The sequence below is a fragment of the Streptomyces sp. NPDC058632 genome (assembly GCF_042717095.1).
Lineage (GTDB): Bacteria > Actinomycetota > Actinomycetes > Streptomycetales > Streptomycetaceae > Streptomyces.
In genome coordinates, this window is sequence record NZ_JBHXQZ010000054.1 from 29,709 (window position 1) to 54,790 (window position 25,082).

6 protein-coding genes are annotated in these 25,082 nt (G+C 75.4%); 1 reads left to right on the forward strand and 5 read right to left on the reverse strand.

Annotated features, from left to right (window positions below):
* Positions 1 to 3 precede the first annotated feature (3 nt).
* From ACFWVE_RS21100 to ACFWVE_RS21120, 5 genes are all read right to left on the reverse strand, one after another.
* Positions 4 to 18,600: a non-ribosomal peptide synthase/polyketide synthase gene (locus tag ACFWVE_RS21100; RefSeq protein ID WP_384016113.1), complete on the reverse strand. Its 18,597-nt coding sequence runs from the start codon at positions 18,598 to 18,600 to the stop codon at positions 4 to 6.
* A gap of 126 nt (positions 18,601 to 18,726) precedes the next feature.
* Positions 18,727 to 20,076 carry a serine hydrolase domain-containing protein gene (locus tag ACFWVE_RS21105; protein ID WP_384016115.1) on the reverse strand — a complete coding sequence of 450 codons (1,350 nt, stop codon included), beginning with the start codon at positions 20,074 to 20,076 and terminating at the stop codon, positions 18,727 to 18,729.
* 91 nt (positions 20,077 to 20,167) lie between these two features.
* Positions 20,168 to 20,773, reverse strand: a complete 606-nt coding sequence (locus ACFWVE_RS21110; RefSeq protein WP_384016117.1) for a hypothetical protein — start codon at positions 20,771 to 20,773, stop codon at positions 20,168 to 20,170.
* An 882-nt stretch (positions 20,774 to 21,655) separates the two neighbouring features.
* Entirely contained in the window at positions 21,656 to 22,408 is a 753-nt protein-coding gene (locus ACFWVE_RS21115) for a thioesterase II family protein (protein WP_384016119.1), read from the reverse strand.
* A 559-nt stretch (positions 22,409 to 22,967) separates the two neighbouring features.
* Positions 22,968 to 24,056, reverse strand: a complete 1,089-nt coding sequence (locus ACFWVE_RS21120) for a saccharopine dehydrogenase NADP-binding domain-containing protein (protein ID WP_384016121.1) — start codon at positions 24,054 to 24,056, stop codon at positions 22,968 to 22,970.
* 93 nt (positions 24,057 to 24,149) lie between these two features.
* On the opposite strand from ACFWVE_RS21120, the gene ACFWVE_RS21125 reads away from it, so the two are divergent.
* Positions 24,150 to 25,073, forward strand: a complete 924-nt coding sequence (locus ACFWVE_RS21125; protein ID WP_384016123.1) for an NAD(P)/FAD-dependent oxidoreductase — start codon at positions 24,150 to 24,152, stop codon at positions 25,071 to 25,073.
* The last annotated feature ends 9 nt before the right edge of the window (positions 25,074 to 25,082 follow it).

Here is a 25,082-nt window from a genome sequence, read left to right on the forward strand (position 1 = left end):
TCCTCACCGTTCGTCGTGGTCGCTGTCGCCGCGTACGGCGTCTTCGAGTTCGCTCAGCACCTGTTCCTCCACCAGCTCCGCCAGGGCGGCGACGGTGCGGGTGACCAGGACGTCGCGGGGCGTGAGGGTCACGCCGAAGGTGTCGTTGGCGCGGGAGGCGATCCGCAGGGCGCGCAGGGAGTCGCCGCCCAGGGCGAAGAAGTCGTCCTCGGCGCCCGCGGTGGTCCCCAGGGCCTCCTCCCACAGGGCGGCGACCGCCTCCTCCGTGGGTGTGCGGGGCGGTACGTGTCCGGCGGTCCGCTCCTGCGTGTCCGGGGCGGGGGCGGGCAGCGCGGCCCGGTCGGTCTTGCCGTTCTCCGTGAGCGGGAACCGGTCCAGGGTCACGAACGCCGAGGGCACCATGGGGCCGGGCAGGGTGCGGGCGGCGAAGGCCCGCAGTTCCGCGCCGGTGGGCCGTTCGGCGCCGGGCGCGAGAAGCAGGTGGGCCACCAGGCGCGGCAGTCCCGGTTCGTCCTCCCGCACGCTCACCACGGCGTCCAGCACCGCGGGGTGGCGCACCAGGGTCGCCTCCACCTCGCCGGCCTCGATGCGGTGGCCGCGCAGCTTGAGCTGGTGGTCGGTGCGGCCCAGGTAGCACAGTTCGCCGCGGGCGTCGCGCCGGACCAGGTCGCCGGTGCGGTACATGCGGGTGCCGGGCGGTCCGAACGGGTCGGCGAGGAAGCGCGACGCGGTCAGGCCGGGGCGGCCCAGGTAGCCGCGGGCCAGGGCCGGTCCGGCGAGCCACAGTTCGCCGGGCACGCCGTCGGGTACGGGGCGCAGGCGCGCGTCGAGGACGTAGGCGCCGGTGGCCGGCAGCGCGCGGCCGATGGGCGGCGCGCTGCCGTCCGGTTCCAGCGGGCCGGACCAGGTGGCGACGACGGTCGCCTCGGTGGGGCCGTAGGAGTTGACCATGCGGTGGTGCGGTGCCCACCGGGCGACCAGTTCGGCCCGGCAGGCGTCCGCGCCGACCACCAGGGTCCGCAGCTCCGGCAGGGTGCCGGGGGTGTCCGGCGGGAGGGTGGCGAGCGCGGCGGGCGGCAGCAGGGTGTGGGTGATGCGCGCGGTGCGCAGGACGCCGGCCAGTTCGGCGCCGAGCAGCGGGCCGGGCGGCGGTACGACGAGGGCGGCGCCGCCCGGCAGGGACATGCACAGCTCCAGCACGGAGGCGTCGAAGCTGGGCGTGGCGAAGGCCAGGACGCGGTCCCCGGGGCGGACCCGGTAGTGCGCGGCCTCGGCGGCGGCGAAGCCGGCCAGTCCGCGGTGGGTGACGACGACGCCCTTGGGGGTGCCGGTGGAGCCGGAGGTGTAGATGACGTACGCCGGGTCGTCGAGGTGGAGGGGGCGGACGCGGTCGGTGTCGGTGGGCCGGTGGCCGGGCGTGCTGCCGGGCGGCGCGGCGAGCAGGTCGGCGACCTCCTCGGCGGTGAGCGTGACGGCGGGGTCCGCGTCGCGCAGCATCAGCGCGACGCGCTCGGCCGGGTAGCCGGGGTCCACCGGGAGGAAGGCGGCGCCCGCCTTGGCCACGGCGAGCTGGGCGATGACCATGTCCGCCGAGCGCGGCAGGACCAGCGCGACGATGTCGCCGGGCCCCGCCCCGCGCGCGACGAGCCGGTGCGCCAGCCGGTTGGCGCGGGCCTCCGCCTCGCCGAAGGTCAGCGGCGACCGCCCCGTGTCTAGGGCCGTCCGGTCGGTCCACCGGTCGACCGCGGCCTCGATCAGCGCGGGCAGCGTCGCCGGGGACACCGGCGGCAACTGCGGGCGCGCGGGGCCGTGCAGGAGCCGGTGCCGTTCACCGGGCGGCAGCACGTCGAGGGCGTGCAACGGCGCCCGGTCACCGGATGCGGCGAGGGCGGACAGGCCGTGCATCAGCCGGGCGGCCAGGGCGTGGGCCGTGGTCTCCTCGAAGTACCGGGGGTCGTAGCCGAGTTCCACGCTCAGCTCGTCGCCGGGCGAGATCACCACGGTGAGCGGGTAGTTGGTCGCCTCACGGGCGTCGAGATCCCGGATGTGCACGCCGTGCGCGCCGGCGGTGGCGTCGCCCACGGGATAGTTCTCGAAGACCAGCAGGCTGTCGAAGAGCGGCGTTCCCGGGGGCAGTTCGCTCCACCGGTGCAGGTCCGTCAGCGGCACGTGGTCGAAGCGCCGGTCGTCCGCGCGGGCGGCCTGGAGCTCCCGCAGCCACGCGGCGCACGGCGTGGACTCGTCCACGGTGACCCGCGCGGGCAGGGTGGTGATGAACAGGCCGGTGATCGTGTCCGCGCCCGGCAGGTCGGCGGGCCGGCCGGAGACGGTGGTGCCGAAGCACACCTCCCGCTCGCCGCTGAGGCGCGCCAGCAGCAGCGCCCAGGCACCCTGCACCAGCGTGTTGAGGGTGAGGCGGTGGCGGCGGGCGAAGTCCGTCAGCCCGGCCGTGCCGTCGGCGCCGAGCCGCTGGGACAGCCAGGTTCCCGACCGGGCGGCGGCGCCCGGGGCGGGCCTGCGGTCGTACGGCAGCGGGGTGGGCGCGGCGTAGCCGGCGAGGGCGGCCTTCCAGTGTTCCTCGGCGGCGGCCGCGTCCCGGCCGGCCAGCCAGGCGGCGTAGTCCGCGAAGGGCCGCCGCCGGGGCAGCCGCGGCTCGGTGCCGGCGGCGAGCGCGGCGTGCGCGGCCATCACGTCGCCCAGCACGTGGAAGACGCTCCAGCCGTCCAGCAGGACGTGGTGGAAGGTCCACACCACGCGCACCTCGTCGGGGCCGAGCCGGATCAGGGTGACGCGCAGCAGCGGGGGACGGTCCAGGGCGATGCCGCGGGCACGGTCCTCGTCGAGCAGCCGGCGCAGTGCGGTCTCGCGCCGCGCCGGGTCCAGGCCGCTCCAGTCGAGTGAGGTGACGGGCAGGGCGACGTGGCGGTGCACGGTCTGGAGGGGGGCCGGGGCCCCGCCCAGGGCCACGGCGGTCCGCAGCACGGGCGTGCGGTCCACGACGTGCTGCCAGGCGGCCGCCAGCAGCCGGGGCTCGCGCACGCCGTCCGCGACGAAGGTGATCTGCTCGACGTACAGGCCCTCACCGGGCTCGTCCATGCCGTGCACGACCATGCCGGTCTGCGTGGGGGTGAGGGGGTAGACGTCCGTCACGTCGCGCCCGTCGCCGGCGAGCCGGTCGACGGCCGCCTGGTCCAGCGCGGCCAGCGGGAAGTCCGACGGGGTGCGGCCGCCCGCGCCCGGTTCGGCGCAGTGCCGGACGATCCGCCGCAGTTCCTCCGCCGTCTCCTCCGCCAGGCGTGCGACGGTGTCGTGCCGGTGCACCCGCCGGGAGTACGCCCAGGTGAACTCCAGCCGCTTGCCGGTGACCCGGCCGAGGACGTCGATGAGGTGCGGCCGGTCCGCCGAGCGGTCCATGCCGCCGCTCAGCCCGCCGTGGGGCGCGCGCAGCAGACCGCCCTCGGCCGCGTTCCAGTCCTGCTGCCCCAGGTAGTTGAAGCCCACCTGGGGCAGCCCGGGCAGCTCGCCTCCGGCCGTGGGGTGCAGGTGGCGCAGCGCGCCGTAGCCCACTCCCCCGTGCGGCACGGCGCGGAGGTTCTCCTTGACCGTCTTCAGCGCGGCCCCGGGGCCGGCGTCGCGGGGCACGTCGAGGCCCACGGGGAACATGGTGGTGAACCAGCCGACGGTACGGGCGAGGTCGACGCCGTCGAAGAGGTCCTCACGGCCGTGGCCCTCCAGCGCGACCACCACCCGGTCCTGTCCCGTCCAGCGGGCCAGGACCCGGCCGAGGGCGCACAGCAGGACGTCGTTGACGCGGGTGCGGTAGGCGTCCGGCACGTCCTGGAGGAGCCGGCGGGTGTCCTCGCCGTCCAGGCTCACCGTCACGGTCTCCTCGTCGGCGGCGGTGTTGCCGCCGGTGAGGTCGGTCGGCAGGGGGGTGGGGCGCAGGGCGCTCCAGTGGTCGATCTCGTCGTCGAAGCCGCCGTCGGCGGTGTGCGCGGACAGGCGCTCGGCCCAGGCGCGGAAGGAGGTCGTCTTCGCCCCCAGGCCGGGCGTCGCACCGGCGCGCAGCGCCCGGTGGGCGGCGTCGAGGTCCTCCAGGATCACGCGCCAGGACACCGCGTCGACGACCAGGTGGTGGGCGGCCAGCAGCAGGACGGGCGGCCGGTGGTCGTCCGCGCGGCACAGGGCGGCCTTGAACAGCGGCCCCCGCGCCAGGTCGAATCCGGCGCACAGGCCGGCGGCCGCGGCGTCCGGCGCCACGGGCGTGTCGTGCACCTCGAGGTGCGGCGTCGCACCGGGCGGGGTGCCGTGCTGGCGCCACCCTCCGTCGCCGGCCGCCTCGTAGCGCATGCGCAGCGCGTCGTGCTGCTCCAGCACCGCCGCGAGGGCGGCGCGCAGCAGCGTCTCGTCGGTGTCGGGCGCCAGCTCGAAGGAGACCGCCTGGGTGAAGCGGGCCGGGTCGCCGGTGAGGGTGTCGAACAGCCAGTGCTGTACGGGGGTCAGCGGGACGTCGCCCACGACCGGGCCCTGTTCGGCGGCGGCCGTCGGCGCGGCCGGGAACTCCTCCACGGCCGCGGCCAGTTCGGCGACCGTCTGGTGCTGGAACAGGTGCCGGGGCGTCAGTGCGAGGCCGGCACGGCGGGCGGCGGAGACGATCTGGATGCCGAGGATGGAGTCGCCGCCGAGCGTGAAGTAGTTGTCCGTCGCGCCCACGCCGGGCACGCCCAGCACCTCGGACCAGATCGCGGCGAGCGTCCGCTCGGTGGCGGTGCGCGGCGGCCGGGTGCCCTCCGTGGTGGTGGCGGACCACACCGGTTCGGGCAGGGCCCGCCGGTCCAGCTTGCCGGTGGCGCCCAGCGGCAGCCGCTCCAGTGGCACCACGACCGCCGGGACCAGGTGGTCGGGCAGCGTCCGGGCGAGGAAGGTGCGCAGGTCGGCCGGTGCCGGGGCGTCGCCGCGGGGGACGGCGTAGCCCACGAGGCGCTTGTGGCCGTCGTGTTCCACGACCCGGGCGGCGGCCGCGGCCACCTGCGGGTGCCGGGCCAGCGCGGCCTCCACCTCGCCGAGTTCGATGCGGAAGCCGCGCACCTTCACCTGGTCGTCGGTCCGGCCGAGGTACAGCAGGTCGCCGTCGGCCGTCCAGCGGACCAGGTCGCCGGTGCGGTACATGCGGCTGCCGGGCGGGCCGAACGGGTCGGCGAGGAAACGGGACGCGGTCAGGCCGGGCCGGTTCAGGTAGCCGCGGGCCACGCCGGTCCCGGCGAGGTACAGCTCGCCGGGCGCCCCGACGGGCACGGGGCGCATGCGGGCGTCGAGGACGTAGGCGCGGGCGCCGCCGACGGGCCGGCCGATGGGCGGGACCCGGTCGGGGTCCACCGGGTCGCAGGTGAAGGCGGTGGCGTAGACGGTGGCCTCGGTGGGGCCGTAGATGTTCATGACCCGGCAGCCGGGGATCGCCTCCCGCACCTGGCGGACGACGCGGGCGGGCAGCGCCTCGCCGGCCAGGACGACGGTGTCGGCCGTGACGTGCACGGTGTCCTCGGCCAGCAGGCGGCCCAGGGCGGAGGGGACGGCGCTGAGCAGTCCCGCACGCCACGGCCCGGGCCGCTCGGCCAGGGCCAGCAGGTCGCGGACGACCTCCACGTGGCCGCCGGACAGCAGGGGCGTGAGAATCTCGAACACCGACACGTCGAAGGTGAGCGACGTGGAGGCCACCACGTGGGCGAGCCCGCGGCCGGTGAACTCGGCGGCGGCCCAGTCGGTCAGCGCCACCACCGAGGCGTGGGGGACGACGACGCCCTTGGGCCGGCCGGTGGAGCCGGAGGTGTGGATGACGTAGGCGGGGTGCTCCGGCAGCAGCCCGCCGCGCCGCTCGCCGTCACCGACGCCTGCGGTGGACGCGGCGGCCAGCCGCCCGGCGCAGGCCGGGTCGTCCAGGACGATCCGCGTGTACGGGCCGTCCGGCAGCCGCGCGGAGGTCTGCGCACAGGTGATCACCGCGTCGGGCCGCACGTCGTCGAAGAGGAACGCGATGCGTTCGGCCGGATGGCCGGGGTCGACCGGAAGGTAGGCGGCACCGCTCTTGAGGACCGCGAGGAGCGCCACGATCAGGTCGGCGGTGCGGGGCAGGGCCAGCGCGACGAACCGCTCCGGCCCGGCCCCTGCCTCGATCAGGAGGCGGGCCAGCCGGTCGGCGCGCTCGTCGAGCTGCCGGTACGTGAGGTGCTCGGCGCCGGCGGTCACGGCCGGGGCGTCGGGGGTGCGGGCGGCCTGTGCCGCGAAGGCGTCCGGGAGGGTGCGGTGCGGCAGCCTCGCCACCGGTCCCGCGAGCCGGTCCAGCAGCCGGCGTCCGTCGGCCGGTTCGAGCGGCGGCAGGTCGGCCAGGCGGCGGTCGGCGTCGGCGGCGATCCGCGTCAGCAGCGTGCGCAGGCTCGCGCCGAGGCCTTCGACGGTGTCGGCGTCGAAGGCCGCCGGGTCGTAGTCCAGGGACACCGTCACGTCGTCGCCGGGGGCGACGACCACGCTGAGCGGGTAGTTGGTCGGCTCCAGGTCGCGTTCCTGCTCGACCGCGATCCCGTGCCGGGCCAGGGCGCCTTCGTCGAACGGGTAGTTCTCGAAGACGACGATGCTGTCGAACAGGTTGGTGCCGCCGGGCACCTCGCTCCAGGTCTGCAACTGGGCGAGGGAGACGAAGTCGTGGCGCCGGGCCTCCGACTGGGCGGCCTGCACCTCGCGCAGCCACTCCAGCAGGGGGCGGCGGCCGTCGATCCGCAGCCGGGTGGGCAGGGTGTTGATGAACAGGCCCACCATGGAGGTCACGCCGGGCAGTTCGGCCGGGCGGCCGGAGACGGTCGTGCCGAAGACGACGTCGTCACCGCCGCCGTAGTGGTGCAGCAGCAGCCCCCAGGCGCCCTGGAGCACCGTGTTGACGGTCAGCCCGGCCCGCTGCGCGGTCTCCTTCAGCCGCGCCGACACCTCCTTGCCGAGGGCCACCCGGACCGTTCCCGACGAGGACGTGCGGTGGGCCTCGGCGGGGCGCCGGTCGCGCGGCAGTGCGGTGGGGACGGTGAACCCGGCGAGGGTCTCGCGCCAGTGGCGCTCCGCACGGCCGGTGTCCTGGGCGGCCAGCCACCGCAGGTAGCCGGCGAAGGGCGCCCGGTCGGGCACCTGCGGGCGGTGTCCGGCGGTCAGCGCCGCGTACCGTTCGCACACCTCGTCGAACACCTGGGCCGCGCTCCAGCCGTCGAGCAGGACGTGGTGGAACGTCCACACCATGCGCACCCGGTCCGGTGCCAGGCGGATCAGCGCGAGCCGCATGAGCGGGGCCGCGCCGAGGTCGGTCCCGGCCCGCCGGTCCGTGTCGAGCAGCGACTCCATGTCCCGCGCGCACTCTTCGGCGGGCCGTCCGCACCAGTCGTGGTGGGTGACGGGCACGGCGGCCCGCCGCTCCACCACCTGGAGGGGTTCGGCGGTCTCCTGCCACACCAGGCGGGTGCGCAGGATCGGGTTCGCGTCCGCCGTGCGCTGCCACGCCTCGGCGAGCGCCCGCGGGTCGCGGACACCGTGCAGCACCACCTGCACCTGGTTCAGGTAGGTGCTGCTCCGGGGGTCCATGAGGCTGTGGAACAGCATGCCCGCCTGCATCGGCGTCAGCGGGTACACGTCCTCGACCGTGCCCCCGTCCCCCACGACCCGGTCGACGGCGGTCTGGTCGAGGCGGGCCAGCGGGAAGTCCGAGGGCGTGCGGCCGCCGGCGTCCGGGGCGGCGCAGTGCGCGACGATCTCCTCCAGCGACCGCAGCATGCCCCCGGCGAGCGAGGCGACCGTCTCCTCGCGGTGCCGTCCGCCGCTGTAGTGCCAGGTGATCTCTAGCTCGTCGTCCTCGACGCGGGCCACCACGTCCAGCAGGTGCGGACGCGGCGCCCCGGGGTCCTCGGCGCCGCCCAGGCCGCCGGGAACGGCCCGGACCAGCGCGCCGCCGTCGGCCGACCAGTCGAACCGGCCCAGGTAGTTGAAGCTGATGCCGGGCAGCGGCGCGGCCGCGAGCGGCTCGTCGCCCGCCAGATGGCGCAGGACACCGTAGTCGACGCCCCGGTCGGGTACGGCCCGCAACTGTTCCTTCACGGACTTCAGCGCGGCGCCCCAGCCCCTCTCGGGCAGTTCGAGGGCGACCGGGAAGAGGCTGGTGAACCAGCCGACCGTGCGGGACAGGTCGAGGTCGTCGAAGAGCTGGTCCTCACGGCCGTGTCCCTCCAGTCCCACGGCGACGGTGCCGCGGCCGGTCCAGTCGGCCAGCACGCGGCCGAGGGCGGTCAGCAGGACGTCGTCGATGCGGGTGCGGTAGACGCCGGGAACCCTGCGCAGGAGGTCGTCGGTCCGGTGGCGGTCGAGGCGTACGGTCACCGCGCGCAGGTCGGCGACGGTGTTGCCGCCGTCGAGGTCCACCGGCAGCGGGTCGGCACAGTGCCGCGACACGGTCTCCCAGTGGGCGCGCCGCGTGGCGAAGTCTCCCTCGCCGGCGCGCCCGGTGAGCCGTCGCACCCATTCCCGTACGGACGTCGTGCGCTGCGGCAGCCGTATCCGCTCGCCGTCCCGGGCCTGCCGGTAGGCGGTCTCCAGGTCCTCCAGGAGGACGCGCCAGGAGACGCCGTCGACGATCAGGTGATGGGCGGTCAGCAGCAGGCGTGCGGCCCGGTCCTCGCCGGTGAACAGGCGGGCGGCGATCAGCGGGCCGGTGTCCAGCCGGAATCCGGTGTGCGCCTCCTGCGAGAAGCGGGCCTCGGCCTCCGCGGCGGCCTGCGCGTCCAGACCGTTCAGGTCGTGCGCCCGCAGCAGCCGGGGGGTCCCGGTGTCCGGGGCGGCGTACTCCTGGTGCCAGGTTCCGTCCGCCGCGCGGGTGAAGCGGGCGCGCAGGGCGTCGTGGTGGGCCCACAGCGCGGCCAGGGCGGCGCTCAGCGCGTCGGCGTCGACGTCCTCGGCCGTCTCGACGACCACGGACTGGTTGAAGTACTCCGGGCGCGGCGGCTCGGTGTCGAGGAACCAGTGCTGGATCGGGGTGAGCCCGACCTCGCCGGTCACCTCACCGGTGCCCGCGACGGTCGCGGCGGCGCCGGTCGCGGCGGTGGCCAGGGCGGCGAGCGTGGGGTGCCGGAACAGGTCCCTCGGGGTCAGCGCGAGCCCCGCGGTGCGGGCGCGGGAGACGACCTGGATGCTGACGATCGAGTCGCCGCCCAGCATGAAGAAGTTGTCGTCGACGCCGACCCGTTCCACGCCGAGGAGTTCGGCCCAGATGCCGGCGAGCACCCGCTCGGCCCCGGTGCGCGGCGCGCGGTGGGCGGTGTCGGCCGCCACCGACAGGTCGGGTTCGGGCAGACGTCGCCGGTCGACCTTGCCGTTCGCGGTCAGGGGCAGCTCCGTCACGGTGACGAACGCGGCCGGGACCATGTAGTCGGGCAGTTCGCCGGACAGGCTCTCGCGCAGCTCGGCCGCCGGCGGCACGGCCGCGTCGGGGGCGGGTACCAGGTGGGCGACCAGGCGTGTGCGTCCCGCGTGCCGCGACACCGACACCACCGCCTCGGCGACCGCCGGGTGCGCGGTGAGCCGGGCCTCGATCTCGGCGGGTTCGACGCGGAAGCCGCGGATCTTGATCTGGTCGTCGGCGCGTCCCACGAAGTGCAGGTCGCCGTCGGCGCTCCAGCGCACGATGTCGCCGGTGCGGTACATGCGTCCGCCGGGCGGGCCGAACGGGTCGGCCGGGTAGCGGGCCGCCGTCGCGCCGGGGCGCCCGGTGTAGCCACGGGCTAGTCCGGCGCCCGCGAGATACAGCTCTCCCGGGATGCCGGGCGGTTGCGGCTGGAGCGCGCCGTCCAGGACGTACACGCGGGTGTCGTCCAGGGGGCGGCCGATGGGCAGGGTCGCGGGCAGCGCGTCACCGGCGCGGAAGACCCGCCGGGTGGCGAAGGTGGTGGTCTCGGTCGGGCCGTACACGTCGACGACGGTGAGGTCCGGGCAGGCGTCCAGCACGCGCCGTACGGCGGAGCCGGGAACGGCCTCGCCGCCGGTCCACACCTCCCGCGCGCCGCGCAGGCAGGCGGGGTCCTCCTGGGCGAGGAGACGGAACAGACCTATGGTCAGGAACAGGCAGGTCACCCCCTGTCCGGTGATCGCGTGACGCACGGCGGCGGCTTCGAGGTCCCCCGGCGGGGCGAGCACGGCCGTGCCGCCGCGCAGCAGCGGCACCCACAGCTCGTAGGTGGAGGCGTCGAAGGCGTGCGGGGAGTGCACGAGGACGCGGTCGTGGCCGGCGAAGGCGCGGTCGAGGGCGAGCGCCGCGACGTCCCGCTGCCGCGCCGCCACGCCCTTGGGGTTGCCGGTGGAGCCGGACGTGAACATGAGGTACTGGACGTTGTCCGGGTGCACGCGCGGCACGGCCGTGGGCTGCGGGGCCGCGGCGGTGTCGTCGTCCGGCCGCAGCAGGCGGCCTTCCGGAAGGAGGGCCGCGGCCGTCTCCTCCCAGGCCCCGTCCGTGAGCAGCAGGTCGGTACCGGCTTCCCCGAGCATCGTGCGCAGCCGCTCCTTCGGCGCCCTGCCGTCGAGCGGTACGTACACGCCGCCGAGGCGGGCGAGGGCGACCTGGGTGACGACGAGGCCGACGGAGCGGTCCATCAGGACGCCGACGGGGACCTCCGGGCGGACCCCGAGCGCGGCCAGCCGGCCGGCCAGTGCCGCGGCCCGGCCGTCGAGTTCGCGGTAGGTGAGCCGCTCGTCGCCTGCCAGCAGCGCGACGGCGTCGGGGGTGCGTCGCACCTGCGCGGCGAACAGGTCCGCGGTGGTCGCCGCGGGGACGTGGGTGGCGGTGTCGTTCCACGCGTGGAGCACCTGCTCGCGCCGGGCGGCCGTCAGCAGGGGCAGGCGGGCGGGCGCGCTCTGCGGTGCGGTGGCGAAGCCCTCCAGCAGGACGGTGAGGTACTCGGCCATCCGTTCGACGGTGGCGGCGTCGAAGAGGTCCGGGTCGTAGCCGAGGCGCAGGGCGAGTTCCGTACCGGGGTAGGCGACCAGGCCGAGCGGGTAGTTGGTGGTCTCGATGCCGTCCAGGCCGCTGAGCCGCAGCCCGTGCGCGGCGGCGGGACCGTCGTCGACCGGGTAGTTCTCGAACACCACGATGCTGTCGAACAGGGGGGCGCGTTCGGGCAGTTCGGTGAACGCCTTCATCCGGTGCAGCGGCACGTGGTCGTGGCGGCGGTCCTCGCTCTGCTCCTGCTGGAGCCGGCTCAGCCAGGTGAGCAGCGTCTCGTCCCGCGGCACGGTCACGCGGGTGGGCAGGGTCGCGATGAACAGGCCGGTCATGGCGTCGGCCCCGGGCAGCTCGGGCGGCCGTCCGGAGACGGTGGTGCCGAAGACCACCTCGTCGCCGGCCGCCTGGCGGCTCAGCAGCAGCGCCCAGGCGCCCTGCACGAGGGTGTTCATGGTCAGGCCCGCCGTCCTGGCCAGGCCTTCCAGTGCCCGGGTGGTGGTCTCGGGCACCGTGACGCGTACCGCCCGCGTCGACTCCGCGCGGTGGCTCTCGCGCGGTTCGCGGTCGAAGGGCAGCGCGGTGGCCTCGTCCAGGCCGTTCAGGCGGGTCCGCCAGTGCCCTTCGGCCTCGGCCCGGTCGGCGCGGCCGAGCAGCCAGGCGACGTAGTCGCGGAAGGGGCGGCGGTCGGGCAGCGGGACGTCCGCGGCGCCCGACAGGCCGGCGTGGCACGCGAAGACGTCGGAGAGGACCTGGAACAGGCTCCAGCCGTCCAGGATCAGGTGGTCGAAGGACCACACGACGCGGACCGCGCGGTCACCGACCCGGGCCAGCATCAGGCGCTGGAGCGGCGCGTGTGTCAGGTCGACCCCGCGGGCGCGGTCGCCGTCGAGCAGTGCGCGCAGCCGCTCGTCCCGCTCGGCGTCGGACAGGCCGCGCCAGTCCAGCTGCTCCACCGGCACGGCTGCCCCGCGCTGCACCACGAGAAGCGGTTCGGGCACGTCCTGCCACACCACGCGGGCGCGCAGCACCGGCGTACGGTCCGTGACCCGCTGCCAGGCGTCCGCCAGCACGGCCGGGTCCGGCACGCCGTCCAGGACGAACGTCAGCTGCTGGAAGTACACGCCGCGGTCGTCCTGCGAGAGCCGGTGGAAGAGCATGCCGGCCTGGGTGGGCGTGAGAGGGTGGACGTCCTCCACGCCGGCGGGGTCCTCCCCCACGATGCGGTCGACGTGCGTCTGGTCGAGCCGGGCCAGCGGGAAGTCCGAGGGGGTGCGTCCGGCGGCGCCGGGCCGGGCCGCGTGGCGGGCGAGGCCGGCCAGCGCGTCGGCGAACCGTCCGGCGAGGTCCGCGACGGTCTCCCGCCGGTGCAGCTCGTCCGAGTGGAACCAGGTGAACTCCAGGCTGTCACCGTCCAGCCGCCCCACGACCTCCAGGGCGTGCGGGCGCGGTGCCGAGGGGTCGGCGTCCAGCTCCAGCGGACGGAACGGTCCGCCGTACAGCCCCTCGGAGGTCTCGGAGAGCCCGAAGCGGCCCAGGTAGTTGAAGCTGATCTGCGCGGTGGCCGCCGGGAGCGGTGCGCCGTCGCGGCCCGGCAGGGTCAGGAGGCCGTGGCCGAGGCCGTGCCGGGGCACCGCGCGCAGCTGCTCCTTGACCTGCTTGAGCACGGTGTCCCAGGGCGCCTCGGGCGGGACGGCGAGGGCGACGGGGTGGCGGGTGGTGAACCAGCCGACGGTGCGGCTGGTGTCGATGTCGGCGAACAGTTCCTCGCGGCCGTGGCCCTCGACGTCCACCAGCACCCGGTCGTGCCCGGTCCAGCCGCACAGCACCCGGCCGAGGGCGGCGAGCAGGACGTCGTTGGCCCGGGTCCGGTAGGTCTCGGGCAGGGTCCGCAGAAGCACTTCGGTGTCCTGGGGGCCGAGGCGTACCGTCACCGAGCGTTGCGAGGCGTAGGTGTTGGTGCCCGTCCGGTCCGACGGCAGGGCGGCCCGGGCTCCCTCGGCCGCCCGCGCCCAGTAGGCCCTCTCGTCGTCGAAACCTCCGGCGTCGGCGTGCGCGGCGAGGCGCTCGGCCCACTGCCGCAGCGGGGACGACTTCCGGGGCAGCGCCGCCGCTCCGTCCCGGCCGGCGCGGCGGGCGCGGTAGGCCCGGTCGAGGTCCTCGAGCAGCAGGTGCCAGGAGACTCCGTCGACGACGAGGTGGTGGACGGCCAGGTGCAGCACGTGCGGCCGTCCGGGGCCCCGCTCGTGCAGTACGGCACGCAGCATCGGGCCGTGGCGCGGGTCGTGGGGGCCGAGGTGCGGGGTGTCGGTGTCCGGGCCGGTGTGGCGCGCGAGGCGGCAGCGGGCGGCCGGTCCGTCGATCAGCCACCGTACGTCCGCGTCGTCGGTGAGGAAGCGGGAGCGCAGGGCGTCGTGGTGGGCGATCACGTCGTTGAGGGCGTCCTCGAGTGCGGTCGCGTCGACGCCGGCGTGCAGTTCCACCGAGAGTGTCTGGGCGAAGTGCCCGGCGCGCTCGCCCGCGCTGTCGAAGAGCCAGCGCTGGATGGGTGTCAGCGGCGCGGTGCCCGTGGCCTCGACGGGTGCGGTCGCTGCGGCGGGCCGCCGGCTTGCCGCCTCGTCGGCGCAGCGGGCCAGGGCGGCGACCGTCTGGTGCCGGTAGACGTCCCGCGAGGTGACGGTGAGGCCCGCCTGCCGGGCCCGGGCGACGACCTGGATGCTGAGGATGGAGTCGCCGCCCAGCGCGAAGAAGTTGTCGTCCGCTCCGACCCGCTCCACGTGCAGGACGTCGGCCCAGATGGCGGCGAGGGTCCGTTCGGTGGGGGTGCGGGGGGTGACGTGGCGTGTGGCGGGTGCGGCCGGCGCCGGGTCGGGGAGCCGGCCGCGGTCCAGTTTGCCGTTGGGGTTGAGCGGCAGGGCGGGCAGCACCACGACGGCCGAGGGGACCATGTAGTCGGGCAGGGTGCGCCCGAGTTCGCGGCGTACCGCCTCCGGTTCCACGCGGGCGCCGGGGGCGGGGACGACGTATCCGGCCAGGCGGCGGTGGCCGTCGCCGTCGCCGTCGCGGACGGTCGCGGCGGCCTCGGCGACGCCCGTGCAGCGGCGCAGGGCCTCCTCGACCTCGCCCAGTTCGATGCGGAAGCCGCGCACCTTGACCTGCTGGTCGATGCGGCCGAGGTACTCGAGCCGGCCGTCGGCGCTCCAGCGCGCCAGGTCGCCCGTGCGGTACATGCGGCCGCCGGGGACGCCGAAGGGGTCGGCGACGAAGCGCGCGGCGGTCAGACCGGGGCGTCGCAGGTAGCCGCGGGCCAGCCCACCGCCACCGAGGTACAACTCACCCGTGACACCCGGAGGCTGGGGGCGCAGCAGGTGGTCCAGCACGTAGGCGCGGGTGCGGGCGACGGGACGGCCGATGGGCGGGGCCTGGTCGGGGACGGCGCCGCCGGCGAACCAGGCGGTGGCGTAGACGGTGGCCTCGGTCGGGCCGTAGAGGTTCGCCACCTCGGCCGAGGGCATGGCGTCCCTGATGTCCCGCACGGTCCGGGCGGGCAGGGCCTCGCCCGCCAGGACGACGGTGTCCGCCTCGACGGCGCTGTCGCCGCCGAGCACGCGGGAGAGCACGGACGGGACGCCGCTGAGGAGTCCGGCCCGGCGCGGGCCGTCGCCGTCGGCGAGGGCCGGGAGGTCGGCGACCACCTCGACGCCGCCGCCGGCCAGCAGGGGGCACAGCAGTTCGAAGACGGACACGTCGAAGTTGAGGGAGGTGGACGCGACGACGTGCGCCAGCCCGCGCGGGCCGAACGTCTCCTTGGCCCAGGCGGCCAGCGCGGCCACGCTGCGGTGGGTGACGATCACGCCCTTGGGACGGCCGGTGGATCCGGAGGTGTAGATGACGTAGGCGGGGTGGGACGGGTCGAGCGGTTGGGTCCGGTCGGCGTCGGCCAGGTCGGTGTCGGCCAGGTCGGTGTCGGCCAGGTCCGGGGCACCGGCGTCGGACGGCTCGGCGTCCTCCAGGAACAGCGCTTCGCAGTCGTCGGGGAGCGTGTGGGCGGTCTCACGGGTGGCGACGACGAGGGCGGGGGCCGCGTCGGCGAGCATGAAGCGGATCCGCTCGGCCGGGTAGCCGGGGTCGACGGGCAGGTATCCGGCGCCCGACTTCAGGACGGCCCACAGCACCGGCAGCAGGTCGGCGGAGCGCGGCAGGCACAGCGCCACCAGGGACTCCGGGCCCGCTCCGTGTGCCGTCAGCAGCCGGGCGAGCCGGTTGGCACGCCGGTTCAGCCCGGCGTAGTCCAGCCGGGCCCCGCCACAGGTCACGGCGGTCCGGTCGGGGGTTCGGGCCGCCTGCGCCTCGAACAGCGCCGGGAGCGTGGCGCCGTCGGCGTGCTCGCCGGCCTGCGCGGGCGGGTTCCAGGAGTCGAGGAGCGTGCGCCGCTCGTCGTCCGACAGCAGCGGCAGTTCGGCCAGCGTCCGGTGCGGGCCGTCCGCCATGCCTTCCAGCAGACGGTGCAGCTGCCGGCTCATCCGGGCCACGGTCGCCGCCTCGAACAGGTCGGTGTTGTACTCGACCGTCAGCTCGCAGCCGCCGTCGGCGCGCGGCGCGAACTCCAGCACGAGGTCGAAGCGGGCCGCCGGGCGGGGCAGCGGATGCTCCTCGATCCGCACCCCGGCCGCCAGCGGCGGCCGGGCGGGCGCCGCCTGCTGCACCACCAGCACCTGCACCAGCGGAGTGCGGCTGGGGTCTCTCTGCGGGGCCAGTTCCTCGACCACCCGGTCGAACGGCACGCCGTCGTGCGCGAAGGCGTCCAGCACTCCCGCGCGCACGGACTCCACGAACCGGTCGACCGTGACGGCTCCGTCGACCTCGCCGCGCAGCACGACGGTGTTGGCGAAGAAGCCCGTCACGTCCTCCAGTTCGCGGCGGCCCCGCCCGTTGGTGACGGTCCCGAACGCCACGTCCCGCTGCCCGGAGTAGCGGGAGAACAGCACGGCCGCCGCCCCGGCGAACAGCGTGAAGACGGTCGTGCCGCGGCCCTGGGCCAGCTGCCGCAGCCGGTCCACCAGGTGCTTCGGGAGGTCGTGGCGGTGTGCCGCGCCCGCGGTGGTGCGCACCGCCGGCCGGGGCCGGTCGGTGGGCAGTTCGAGTTGCTGCAGGCCGGCCAGGTGGCGCTTCCAGTAGGCGAGGTCGTCGGCGTCCGCGTCGCCGGTGCGCCGCTCGCGCTCCCACAGCGCGAAGTCCGGGTACTGCACGCCCGGCCGGGGAAGGCCGGCCGGTTCGCCCCGGGCCTCCGCGCGGTAGAGCGCCGCCAGGTCCCGGGTCAGGACGCCGACCGACCAGCCGTCGGTGACGATGTGGTGCTGGGCCAGCAGCAGGACGTGGTCCTCGGGTGCGCGGCGGACGAGCAGCGCCCGGGTCAGGGGCCCGGTCGTCAGGTCGTGGGGGCGGCGCAGTTCCTCGGTCAGCAGGCGCTCGACGGCGTCGCCCCGCCGGTCGGCGGACAGGTGGGCGACGTCGGCGGTGCGCAGGGGCAGTACCGCCTCGGGGGCGATCAGCTGGACGCCCTGGCCGTCGACGGTGGCGAAGGTGGTGCGCAGGGAGTCGTGGCGGGCGGCGAGCCGGTCCAGGGCGCGTCGCAGGGCCGGCGTGTCGAGCGGGCCGCGCAGCCGCAGCGCCACGCCGGTGTTGTACTCGGTTCCGCCGTCGGTGAGGTCGTCGAGGAACCACAGGCGTCGCTGGGCGCTGGAGAGCAGGACGGGCTCTTCGCGCGGGGCGGAGGGGATCGGGTCCGGCGGCGCGGCGGCGGACGGCTCGGCGGCCAGCGGGGCGAGCGCGGCGACGGTCCGCGCGGTGAACACGTCGCGCAGGGAGAGCCGGACGCCGAGGGCTTCCCGGATCCGCGTCAGGGTGCGGGCGGCGAGGATCGAATCGCCGCCCAGGTCGAGGAAGTCGTCGGTGACTCCGACGGCGTCGACGCCGAGGACGTCGGCCCAGATCTCGGCCAGGGCCCGCTCGTCGTCGGTGCGCGGCTCGACGTGCTCCTCGGTCCGCGTGCCGCCGGGGGCGGGCAGGGCCCGCAGGTCGATCTTGTGCTGCGGGGTGAGCGGCAGCGTGTCCAGGACGACGACGGCGGAGGGCACCATGTGGGCCGGCAGGGTGGCCGCGAGGGCGGCTCGCAGCCGGGCCGGCTCGGGTATGCGGGCCGGGTCGGCGGGCGTGACGTAGCCGACGAGCCGGCCGCGGGCGGGTTCCTCGTCGCGGACCACGACGACGGCCTCACGGACGCCGGGGTCACGGGTCAGGGCGGCCTCGATCTCGCCGGGCTCGATGCGGAAGCCGCGCACCTTGACCTGCCGGTCGACCCGGCCGAGGAACTCCAGCTCGCCGTCCGCCCTGCGGCGCGCCCGGTCGCCGGTGCGGTAGAGGCGGGCGCCGGACGGTCCCGAGGGGTGGGCGACGAACCGGGTCGAGGTCAGGCCGGGGCGGCCGAGGTAGCCGCGGGCCAGCCCGTCGCCGCCCACGTACAGCTCACCCTCGGCGCCGGGCGGCACCGGGCGCATCGACGCGTCCAGGAGGTGGGTCCCGGTGCCGGGCAGCGGGCTGCCGATGGCCGGTGTTCCGGTGCCGGCGGTCAGCGGTCCGGTCCAGGTGGCGACGACGGTGGCCTCGGTCGGCCCGTAGGAGTTGATCATGCGGCGGCCGGGTGCCCACCGGTCGACGAGCGCGGCCGGGCACGCCTCTGCTCCGACGATCAGGGTGCGCAGGTGCGGCGCGCCGCCGGTGTCCGCCGGGTCGGGCAGGGTGGCGAGGGCGGCGGGCGGTATGAGTGCGTGGGTGATGCGGTGCTCGTCCAGGACGGCGGCCAGTTCGTCGCCCAGCCAGGGCCCGCCCGGCGGTACGACCAGCAGGGCGCCGGACAGGACGGAGACGCACAGCTCCAGTACGGAGGCGTCGAAGCTGGGTGAGGAGAACTGCAGTACGCGGTCGCCCGGGCCGACGGCGTACCGCTCGGCGGCGGCGGCGGCGAAGGCACCGATGCCGCGGTGGGTGACGGTGACGCCCTTGGGGGTGCCGGTGGAGCCGGACGTGAAGATGACGTATGCCGCGTGGTCGGGGAGCACGCGGCTCTCGGGCGGATTCACCTCCCGGTCCCCGGCGTCCATCAGCGCGCGGACCCGGTCCGGGTCGTCCAGGACGACGGCCGGCGCGGCGTCGGCGAGCATCAGCGCACGCCGTTCGGCCGGATAGGCGGGGTCCACGGGGAGGAAGGCGGCACCGGCCAGGGCCACGGCCAGTTCGGCGGCGATCAGTTCCATCGAGCGCGGCAGGACCAGCGCCACCGTCCGCTCCGGTCCGGCGCCGCTGCCGGCGAGGTGGGCGGCGAGTCGGCCGGCCCGCCGCGCGAGTTCCCCGTACGACCAGGTGTGCCGGCCGTCGGTCACCGCGGGGGCGTGCGGGTCTCGCGTCACCCACCGGGCGAACAGCTCACCGAGCGGGACGTGCCGGGTGGCATGGTCCGCGCCGGTCGGCGGGGTCGTGCCGCCAGGTGCGGAGTCGGGCGTGGCGGGGTGCTGGGCGTGCAGGTCCGTCATCGGGGCGAAGTCCTTCGGGCGCGGGGCGGCGCGCGGACCCGGCGCGCCGGTCTCGGGCAGCCTGCGGGCACACCTGAGCGGCGCGGGGGTCCATGCGTACGGGGCGGGTGCGTGACGCGGGCGCGGTCAGACGGCGCCGGTGCGGCGCGCGGTGCGTCCGGATATCTGCAGGCGGTCGATGGTCCCGGTGGCGGGGTCGCGGTGGAAGCGGCCGCCGGGCTCGTGCCGGCCGGTGGCCGGGTCGACCAGATCGCAGGACAGGTCCGGATAGCACACCAGCGGGAGGGGGTAGTCACCGTCGACGGACAGGGTCGGTGTGCCGTCCCCGTCGAGCTTGACCGCGTACTCGGTGCCGCCGTTGCGGTAGGTGCCGGCGCATTCCGGCAGCGGTACGGCAAGGCCGCGGCGGGCGGTGGACGGGGCGGCCGGCACCCGTATGCCGGTGAGCCGGGCGAGGTCGGCGGCGAGGTCCCGCCACAGGGCGGTGGCGCCGCCGGCGTTGCCGGTGAAGGCGACGACGACGCCGCTGTCCGGCTCGGCCCGCAGATGGCAGGAGGTGCCCTGGGCGTTCCCGTCGTGGCCGCACCACACGTGGCCGTCCTGCTGGAAGAGGGCGAGGCCCAGGCCCCAGGAGTCCGCCAGGGCACCGGGGTCGGCGGCCGGTTCGGGACGGCGCATCCGGGCGGCGGCGGACGCGGGCAGGACGGTGGACCGGCCGATGACGGCCCTTCCCAGGGCCACCAGGTCCTCGGCGCTCGCCAGCAGGGCTCCGGCCGGAGCCTCCACCGGGGCGAGGTTCTGGTGGGCCGGGCGCACCAGGCCCGTGGCCGTGTTGAGGGCGTGGCCGGTGGCGACCGGCCGCTCGGGGGTGGCGTCGCCGAGGAAGGCGGGGACGATGCCCAGGGGTTCGAGGAGGAGCGCTCGCAGCGCTTCCTGCCAGGTCATGCCCGTCACTTCGGACACGAGCCGGCCGGCGGCGACGTAACCGGCGTTGGAGTAGGAGAAACCGGTTCCCGGCGGGAACAGGGCGCTCCGCGCGGTGCAGACCGCCGAGAGGTAGCGCGTGGCGGTGGTGCCGGCGGCGCTGTCGGAGTCGGGTCCGGTGGGCAGGCCGGCGGTGTGACCTAGCAGGTGGCGCACGGTCACCTTGGATAACGGCCTTAACTCGGGCAGCAGTTCGGCGACGGGATCGTCGAGGTCGAGGTCCCCGTCGTCGGCGAGGAGCAGCACGGCGGCGGCCGTGGCGAGCTTGGTGACGGAGCCCAGGGGTACGGCCGTGTCCGCGGTGAACGGGGTGCCCGTCAGGGCGTCGGCCGTGCCGGTGTGCACGCTGAGGGTGTGCGTGCCGGTGTGGACGGCCAGTTGGGCGCCGGGCACGCGGTGGGCGTGCGCGAGGGAGCCGAGGCGGCTCTGCAACTCCTGGCGCAGCGGGGACGGCGGCCGGTCGGCGGCCGGAGCGGCGGTGGGGTACGGCATGAGAAGGGGACTCCTGGTGAGAGCGGGTGCGGGGAGGGAACGCGGCCGGTCCGCGGGTGAGCGGTGCGGGACCCGCGCGCGTCGACGCGCGTCACGCCCTGGTGACGGCGACCGGCAGGTGGCGTACGCCGACGGTGACGGCCGGGTTCTGGTACGCGACGTCGTCGTAGGAGGGGACCGCGAGGGCGGGGAAACGTTCCATCAGCATATGCGGCACGACCCCTGCCTCCAGCCGGGCCGGCGGCGCGCCGAAGCGGAAGTGGATGCCGTGGCCGAAGGTCGGACGGGGATTCGGGCTGCGGGCCGCGTCGAAGACGTCCGGAGCGGTGGAGCGGGCGACACCGTCGGGCAGGCGCGCGCACACGGCCTCGACGCGCGGCGCGGGCCCGTGGACCGTTCCGAGGGTGAAGGCCTGGCTCACCAGGGTGCGGAGTGTGCGGTGCTCCGGCGGGTCCATGCCGACGAGGTCGCCCTGCCGGAAGGTTTCGGAGTCCTGCCGGGTGGGGGCGATCGACGTGAGGCCGGAGGAGTGCGTCGCCGGGTCGGCGAGGACGGCGAAGACCTCCTGGTGGCCCACGACACGCCGCTGGCCCTGCGTCTCGTCGTAGGCCACGGGGCCCGCCTCGCGCAAGGACCGCCGCCGGTCGGGTAACGCGTCCAGGGGCGATTCGGCCCCGGTCGGTCGAGTGCTTGTCACCGGTTCTCCTTGGGTGGGGACGCGCGGGCCCGGCATGGGCCATCAACGGTGGTGCGGGTTCGCCGGGCGGGAAGCCGTGGCCGTCACGGGCCTGGTCAGCGGGTGTGGCACCGCACGGCAGCCCTCGCTCCGCGCCAGGTGGCCGACTCGTGGCCGGGCCGGGCCGGCAGCCGCTCGGGAGCGGCCCGCCCGCCCTCTCACGGAATGCCCGTGGCCGCCGGGGGGCGTCAGCAGACCCGGGGACAGGTTTCGTACGCCGGGGCGGCGGTTTTGAGCGGTCCGGACGTCCGCCGTGCGGCCGGCAGGCCCGCACGCCCGCAGCCTGGTGACACGTGCCTCGGGCACAAAGCAGACATCACTACATCCCCCAGCGACTCTTCCCGCGCAGCGGCCCCGCGCAGGACTCTCCTGTCCCACGATTTAGTGCTTTGCGTGCCGAAAAGGCACTTCGGCGCGATCCATCCCGGCCGAATGCGCTCACAGTTTTCACGTTGGGTCACAGGATGGCAACCCCCCGAAACTGGAGGGGAGATGGCCGGTCAGTGAACCACCGCCAGGTGCGCGTATCCCGTCCCTCCACGCTCAAACCCCTTGCCCCCAAGGAGAATTGACTTCATTTCAACAACTTGCCCATGACCGCCACCACCTGCACCGTCCGCCTCGGACGCATGGACTCTCGCCCCGTGGATTTCGGCCAGATTCGGCACCGGCGTGCCTGAACGCCGCCCAGCCCCGGGCCTTTCGGCGGCCGCCCGGCACGAGGGAACGACCCGGCGCGTGGAAGGAGTCACCGGCGCTCACGGTCACCACCTGTGCGCGGGCGTACACCAACGAGGTCGCGGCAGTACCGCGAGCCCCCGCGAGCCGCGAACGCTCAGCCCGTCATCGTCCGCCGGTGTCGGCGCACTCGGCGACGAGCCGCACGACGGTGTCCGGATGGTCCGCCAGGAAAAAGTGTTCCCCGGGGAGGATTTCCAGCCGGAAACCGGCCGTGGTGTGACTTTTCCAGGCTGCGGCCCGCTCCGGCGAGACCTGAGGGTCCCGGTCCCCGGTCAGGCAGAGGACGGGCGTGTCCACCACGGCGTCGGGAACCGGCCGGTACCGGGTGACCGCCCGGTAGTCATTGCGCAGGACGGGCAGGAACAGGTCCATGAGTTCCGGGCTGCGGACGATCTCCGGAGCGGTGCCGCCGAGACCGGCAAGGTGGTCGAGGATCTCCCGGTCGGAGTCGAAAGCGGGGATCTCGCGCGGCACCGACGGGGCGGTCCGGCCGGAAACGACGAGACGGCAGTGTGCGGTCAACCGGTCGCGCCCGAGCCGGAGTACCGACTCGAAGGCGACGGACGCCCCCATGCTGTGGCCGACGAGCACGAGCGGCACGGGCTCCGCCGCCCAGCGCCGCAAGGACGGCATCAGCCGGTCGGCGAGTCCTTCGACGGTCGCCACGAACGGCTCGCCCAAGCGCTCCTGCCGCCCCGGGTACTGGACGGCCGCGACGTCGTACCCCTCGGGGAACCACCGCGCGAACGGCGCGTAGAACGAGGCGGCGCCGCCGGCGTGCGGAAAGAAGAGCACGCGCGCACGAGGTGGCACGGCACCGCGCAGCGGCCTGATCCAGGGGTCCTTGTCCTCCATCGGCGCTCCCCGTCCCCTTTCCTGTGACCGGGTTGCACGCCCGGCCGACCTGGTGTGACCATCGCCGACCGTACGGCGCCCGGACGCCGACCGTCGATGGCACCTCGCGGGGCGCGACCGCCAGGTGCCCGGCGGGGGCAGGTATCGGCCGGCGCGTGACCTTCGCCTGCCGGGAACCGGGTTCATCCCGTGCCGGCAGGGGCCACAGCCGGCGGGACAGCGGAACCCTCCGAAAGCCCTGGGCCATGGCCCGTCGGCCACCGGTCGTGAGCCGTGAGCCGTCAGCGAGGTGGCCGCCCACGGGCGGCGTCAGCCCGAGGGCCGTTCCGTCGTAGCCGGCCCCGGCTGAGGTGATCTCGCCATGGCGGGTGTGACCACCGCGTCGGACCGTCCTGAACAGCCCCGTTCACCGGGTCGAGCGCGCGACGGTTCGGCAGACCGGTCACCGCGGCGCGGAGGGAGGATGCGATCTCGACCGCCGGACGGACTCCTGACCGGACGGTGCTGCACGGATGATGTGCCGAGCCGCCCACCGGTCGGGGGGCGCGCCGACGGGCGTTCACAGTGTCGTGAGCTCCGCCGCGTCATCGGCCGCCAGGTCCTCGGTGACGCGCAGGGGATCGAGCACGTCCGCGGCGAAGTGCACACCGGGAGCGATCGCCCCGTGGAACGCCCCGAGAGCGGCGGCGGCAGCGAGGAACCCGCTCAGCTCGTAGGAGTCCGCGGCCCGCAGGACGAGCCTCGCGGTGGGCGGGCCGTCCGCCGCTCCGTCCCAGAGGTGGAACTCCTGCCCGTACCAGGCCCCGTGGCGCCGCACGTCCTCGTCGGTCGCCGCGACCAGGTCGGCGGTCTCCGTGCTGTCCAGCGCCCATGCCATGGCCAGTTCCTCCGCCAGGCGCCCGCCGCCGAAGACGGTGTACCAGCGCACCCGGCCGATGCCCGTGGCGCGGGCCAGCCGGACGGCCTCGGTGGACAGGAAGGGGAAGGCGTCGACGGGTGCGGGGAAGGCGTCGAGCCGCACCCCTCGGCGAGGGGCCAGCGCGCGCTCCCGCATCCGGCCCTCCTGCCAGGCGGCCGCCGGCGTGCCGTGCTCCGGTCCCCGGCCGAGCAGCACGTCACCGGCGGCGGCCGGGGTGAGCGGCGCGACACCCCCGACGTAGGCGTCCAGCGCGACGGCACCGGCGGCGCGGGCGGCCAGTGCGCGGGGCAGCAGCGACGACAGACCCGGCAGCGCGCCGGCGGACAGCACGGCCGCGCGTCCGGCCGCCGCCCATCGCCCGGCGCCCCCGTCGGCCGACAACAGGGTGTGGACCGGGTCGTCACCGGCCGCGTCGACGTAGTCCGCGCCATTGCGCAGCGCGGCCCGCGCCACCGTGTCGAGGACACGGTACGAGGGACCCGCGCAGTTGACGACGAGTCGGCAGTTCGCCGCGAAGCGATCCAGTGAACGGGGGTCGGTCAGGTCGACGGCCAGGGCGCTCACGTCCGGGCCGCCCTCCGGGAGGCCGGCGATCAGCGCTTCCGCCCGGCCCCGATCGCGGCCGGCCACCAGCAGCGGGTGGACACCCGCCCGGTGGAGCCGTCGTACGACCGCGCTGCCGACTGCTCCGTACCCGCCTATGACGCCGATGGCTGCCAGGTGTTGCACCGGTACTCCCACCATTTCTCACTGATCCGGTTGATGAAAATGATAATTATTATCGTAGTCATTATTTGCTGGGCCGAGAAGGAAGTGACGACGATGTTCGACGTGATCGTGGTGGGCGGAGGGCCCGCCGGCCTCAACGCGGCGCTGGTGTCCGGGCGTCAGCGCAGGCGGGTCCTCCTGCTGGACTCGGGCCGCCCCCGTAACGCGCCCGCGGCGCGGATGCACATGTTCCTCAGCCGTGACGGCTTCCCGCCCGCCGAGCTGCGCCGCATAGGCCGGGAGCAGCTCACCGCCTACCCGAACGTGGCCGTACGGGAGGCCACCGTCACCGCCGCCGCGCCCGAGCCGCAGGGGTTCGCCCTGACGCTGGCCGACGGCACCGTGGAGCGGACCCGGAAACTGGTCCTCGCCACGGGGCAGGTCGACGTGCTCGACGAGCAGGTGGAGGGGCTGTCCGCGTTGTTCGGCCGGGGGGTGTACCACTGCCCGTTCTGCCACGGCTGGGAGACCGGCGGGATGAGCCTGGCCGTCCTGGGGCACGAACTGCCGCAGGTCATGCAGGCCCTGTACCTCGCCGACCGTTTCAGTCCCGACGTGATCGTGTGCACCAACGGGCATCCGGTGCCCGAGCAGGCCGCGGGCAGGCTCTCCGACGCCGGGATCGCCGTGGAGGAGGCAGCCGTGGCCCGCGTCGAGGGCGAGGAGGGCGCCGTCCGCCTGGTCCTCGCCGACGGGCGGGTGCTCGAGCGGCAGGGCGTCTACCATCGGGCGCCCACCCGCCAGCACTCCCCGCTGGCCGAGCGGTTGGGGTGCCGGATGCTGCCGGACGGTTGCGTGCGGGTGGACGAGTTCCAGCGCACGTCCGTGCCCGGTGTGTACGCGGCCGGCGACACCGCCCGGCTGGAGGCCCTGCCGGACGCCCTCACCTTCGTGATCACCGGTGCCGCCGACGGCGCCCGTGCCGCGGTCTGGCTCGACCAGGAACTCTTCCGCGAGGACGCCGGGCTGGGCGGCTGACACCGGGGT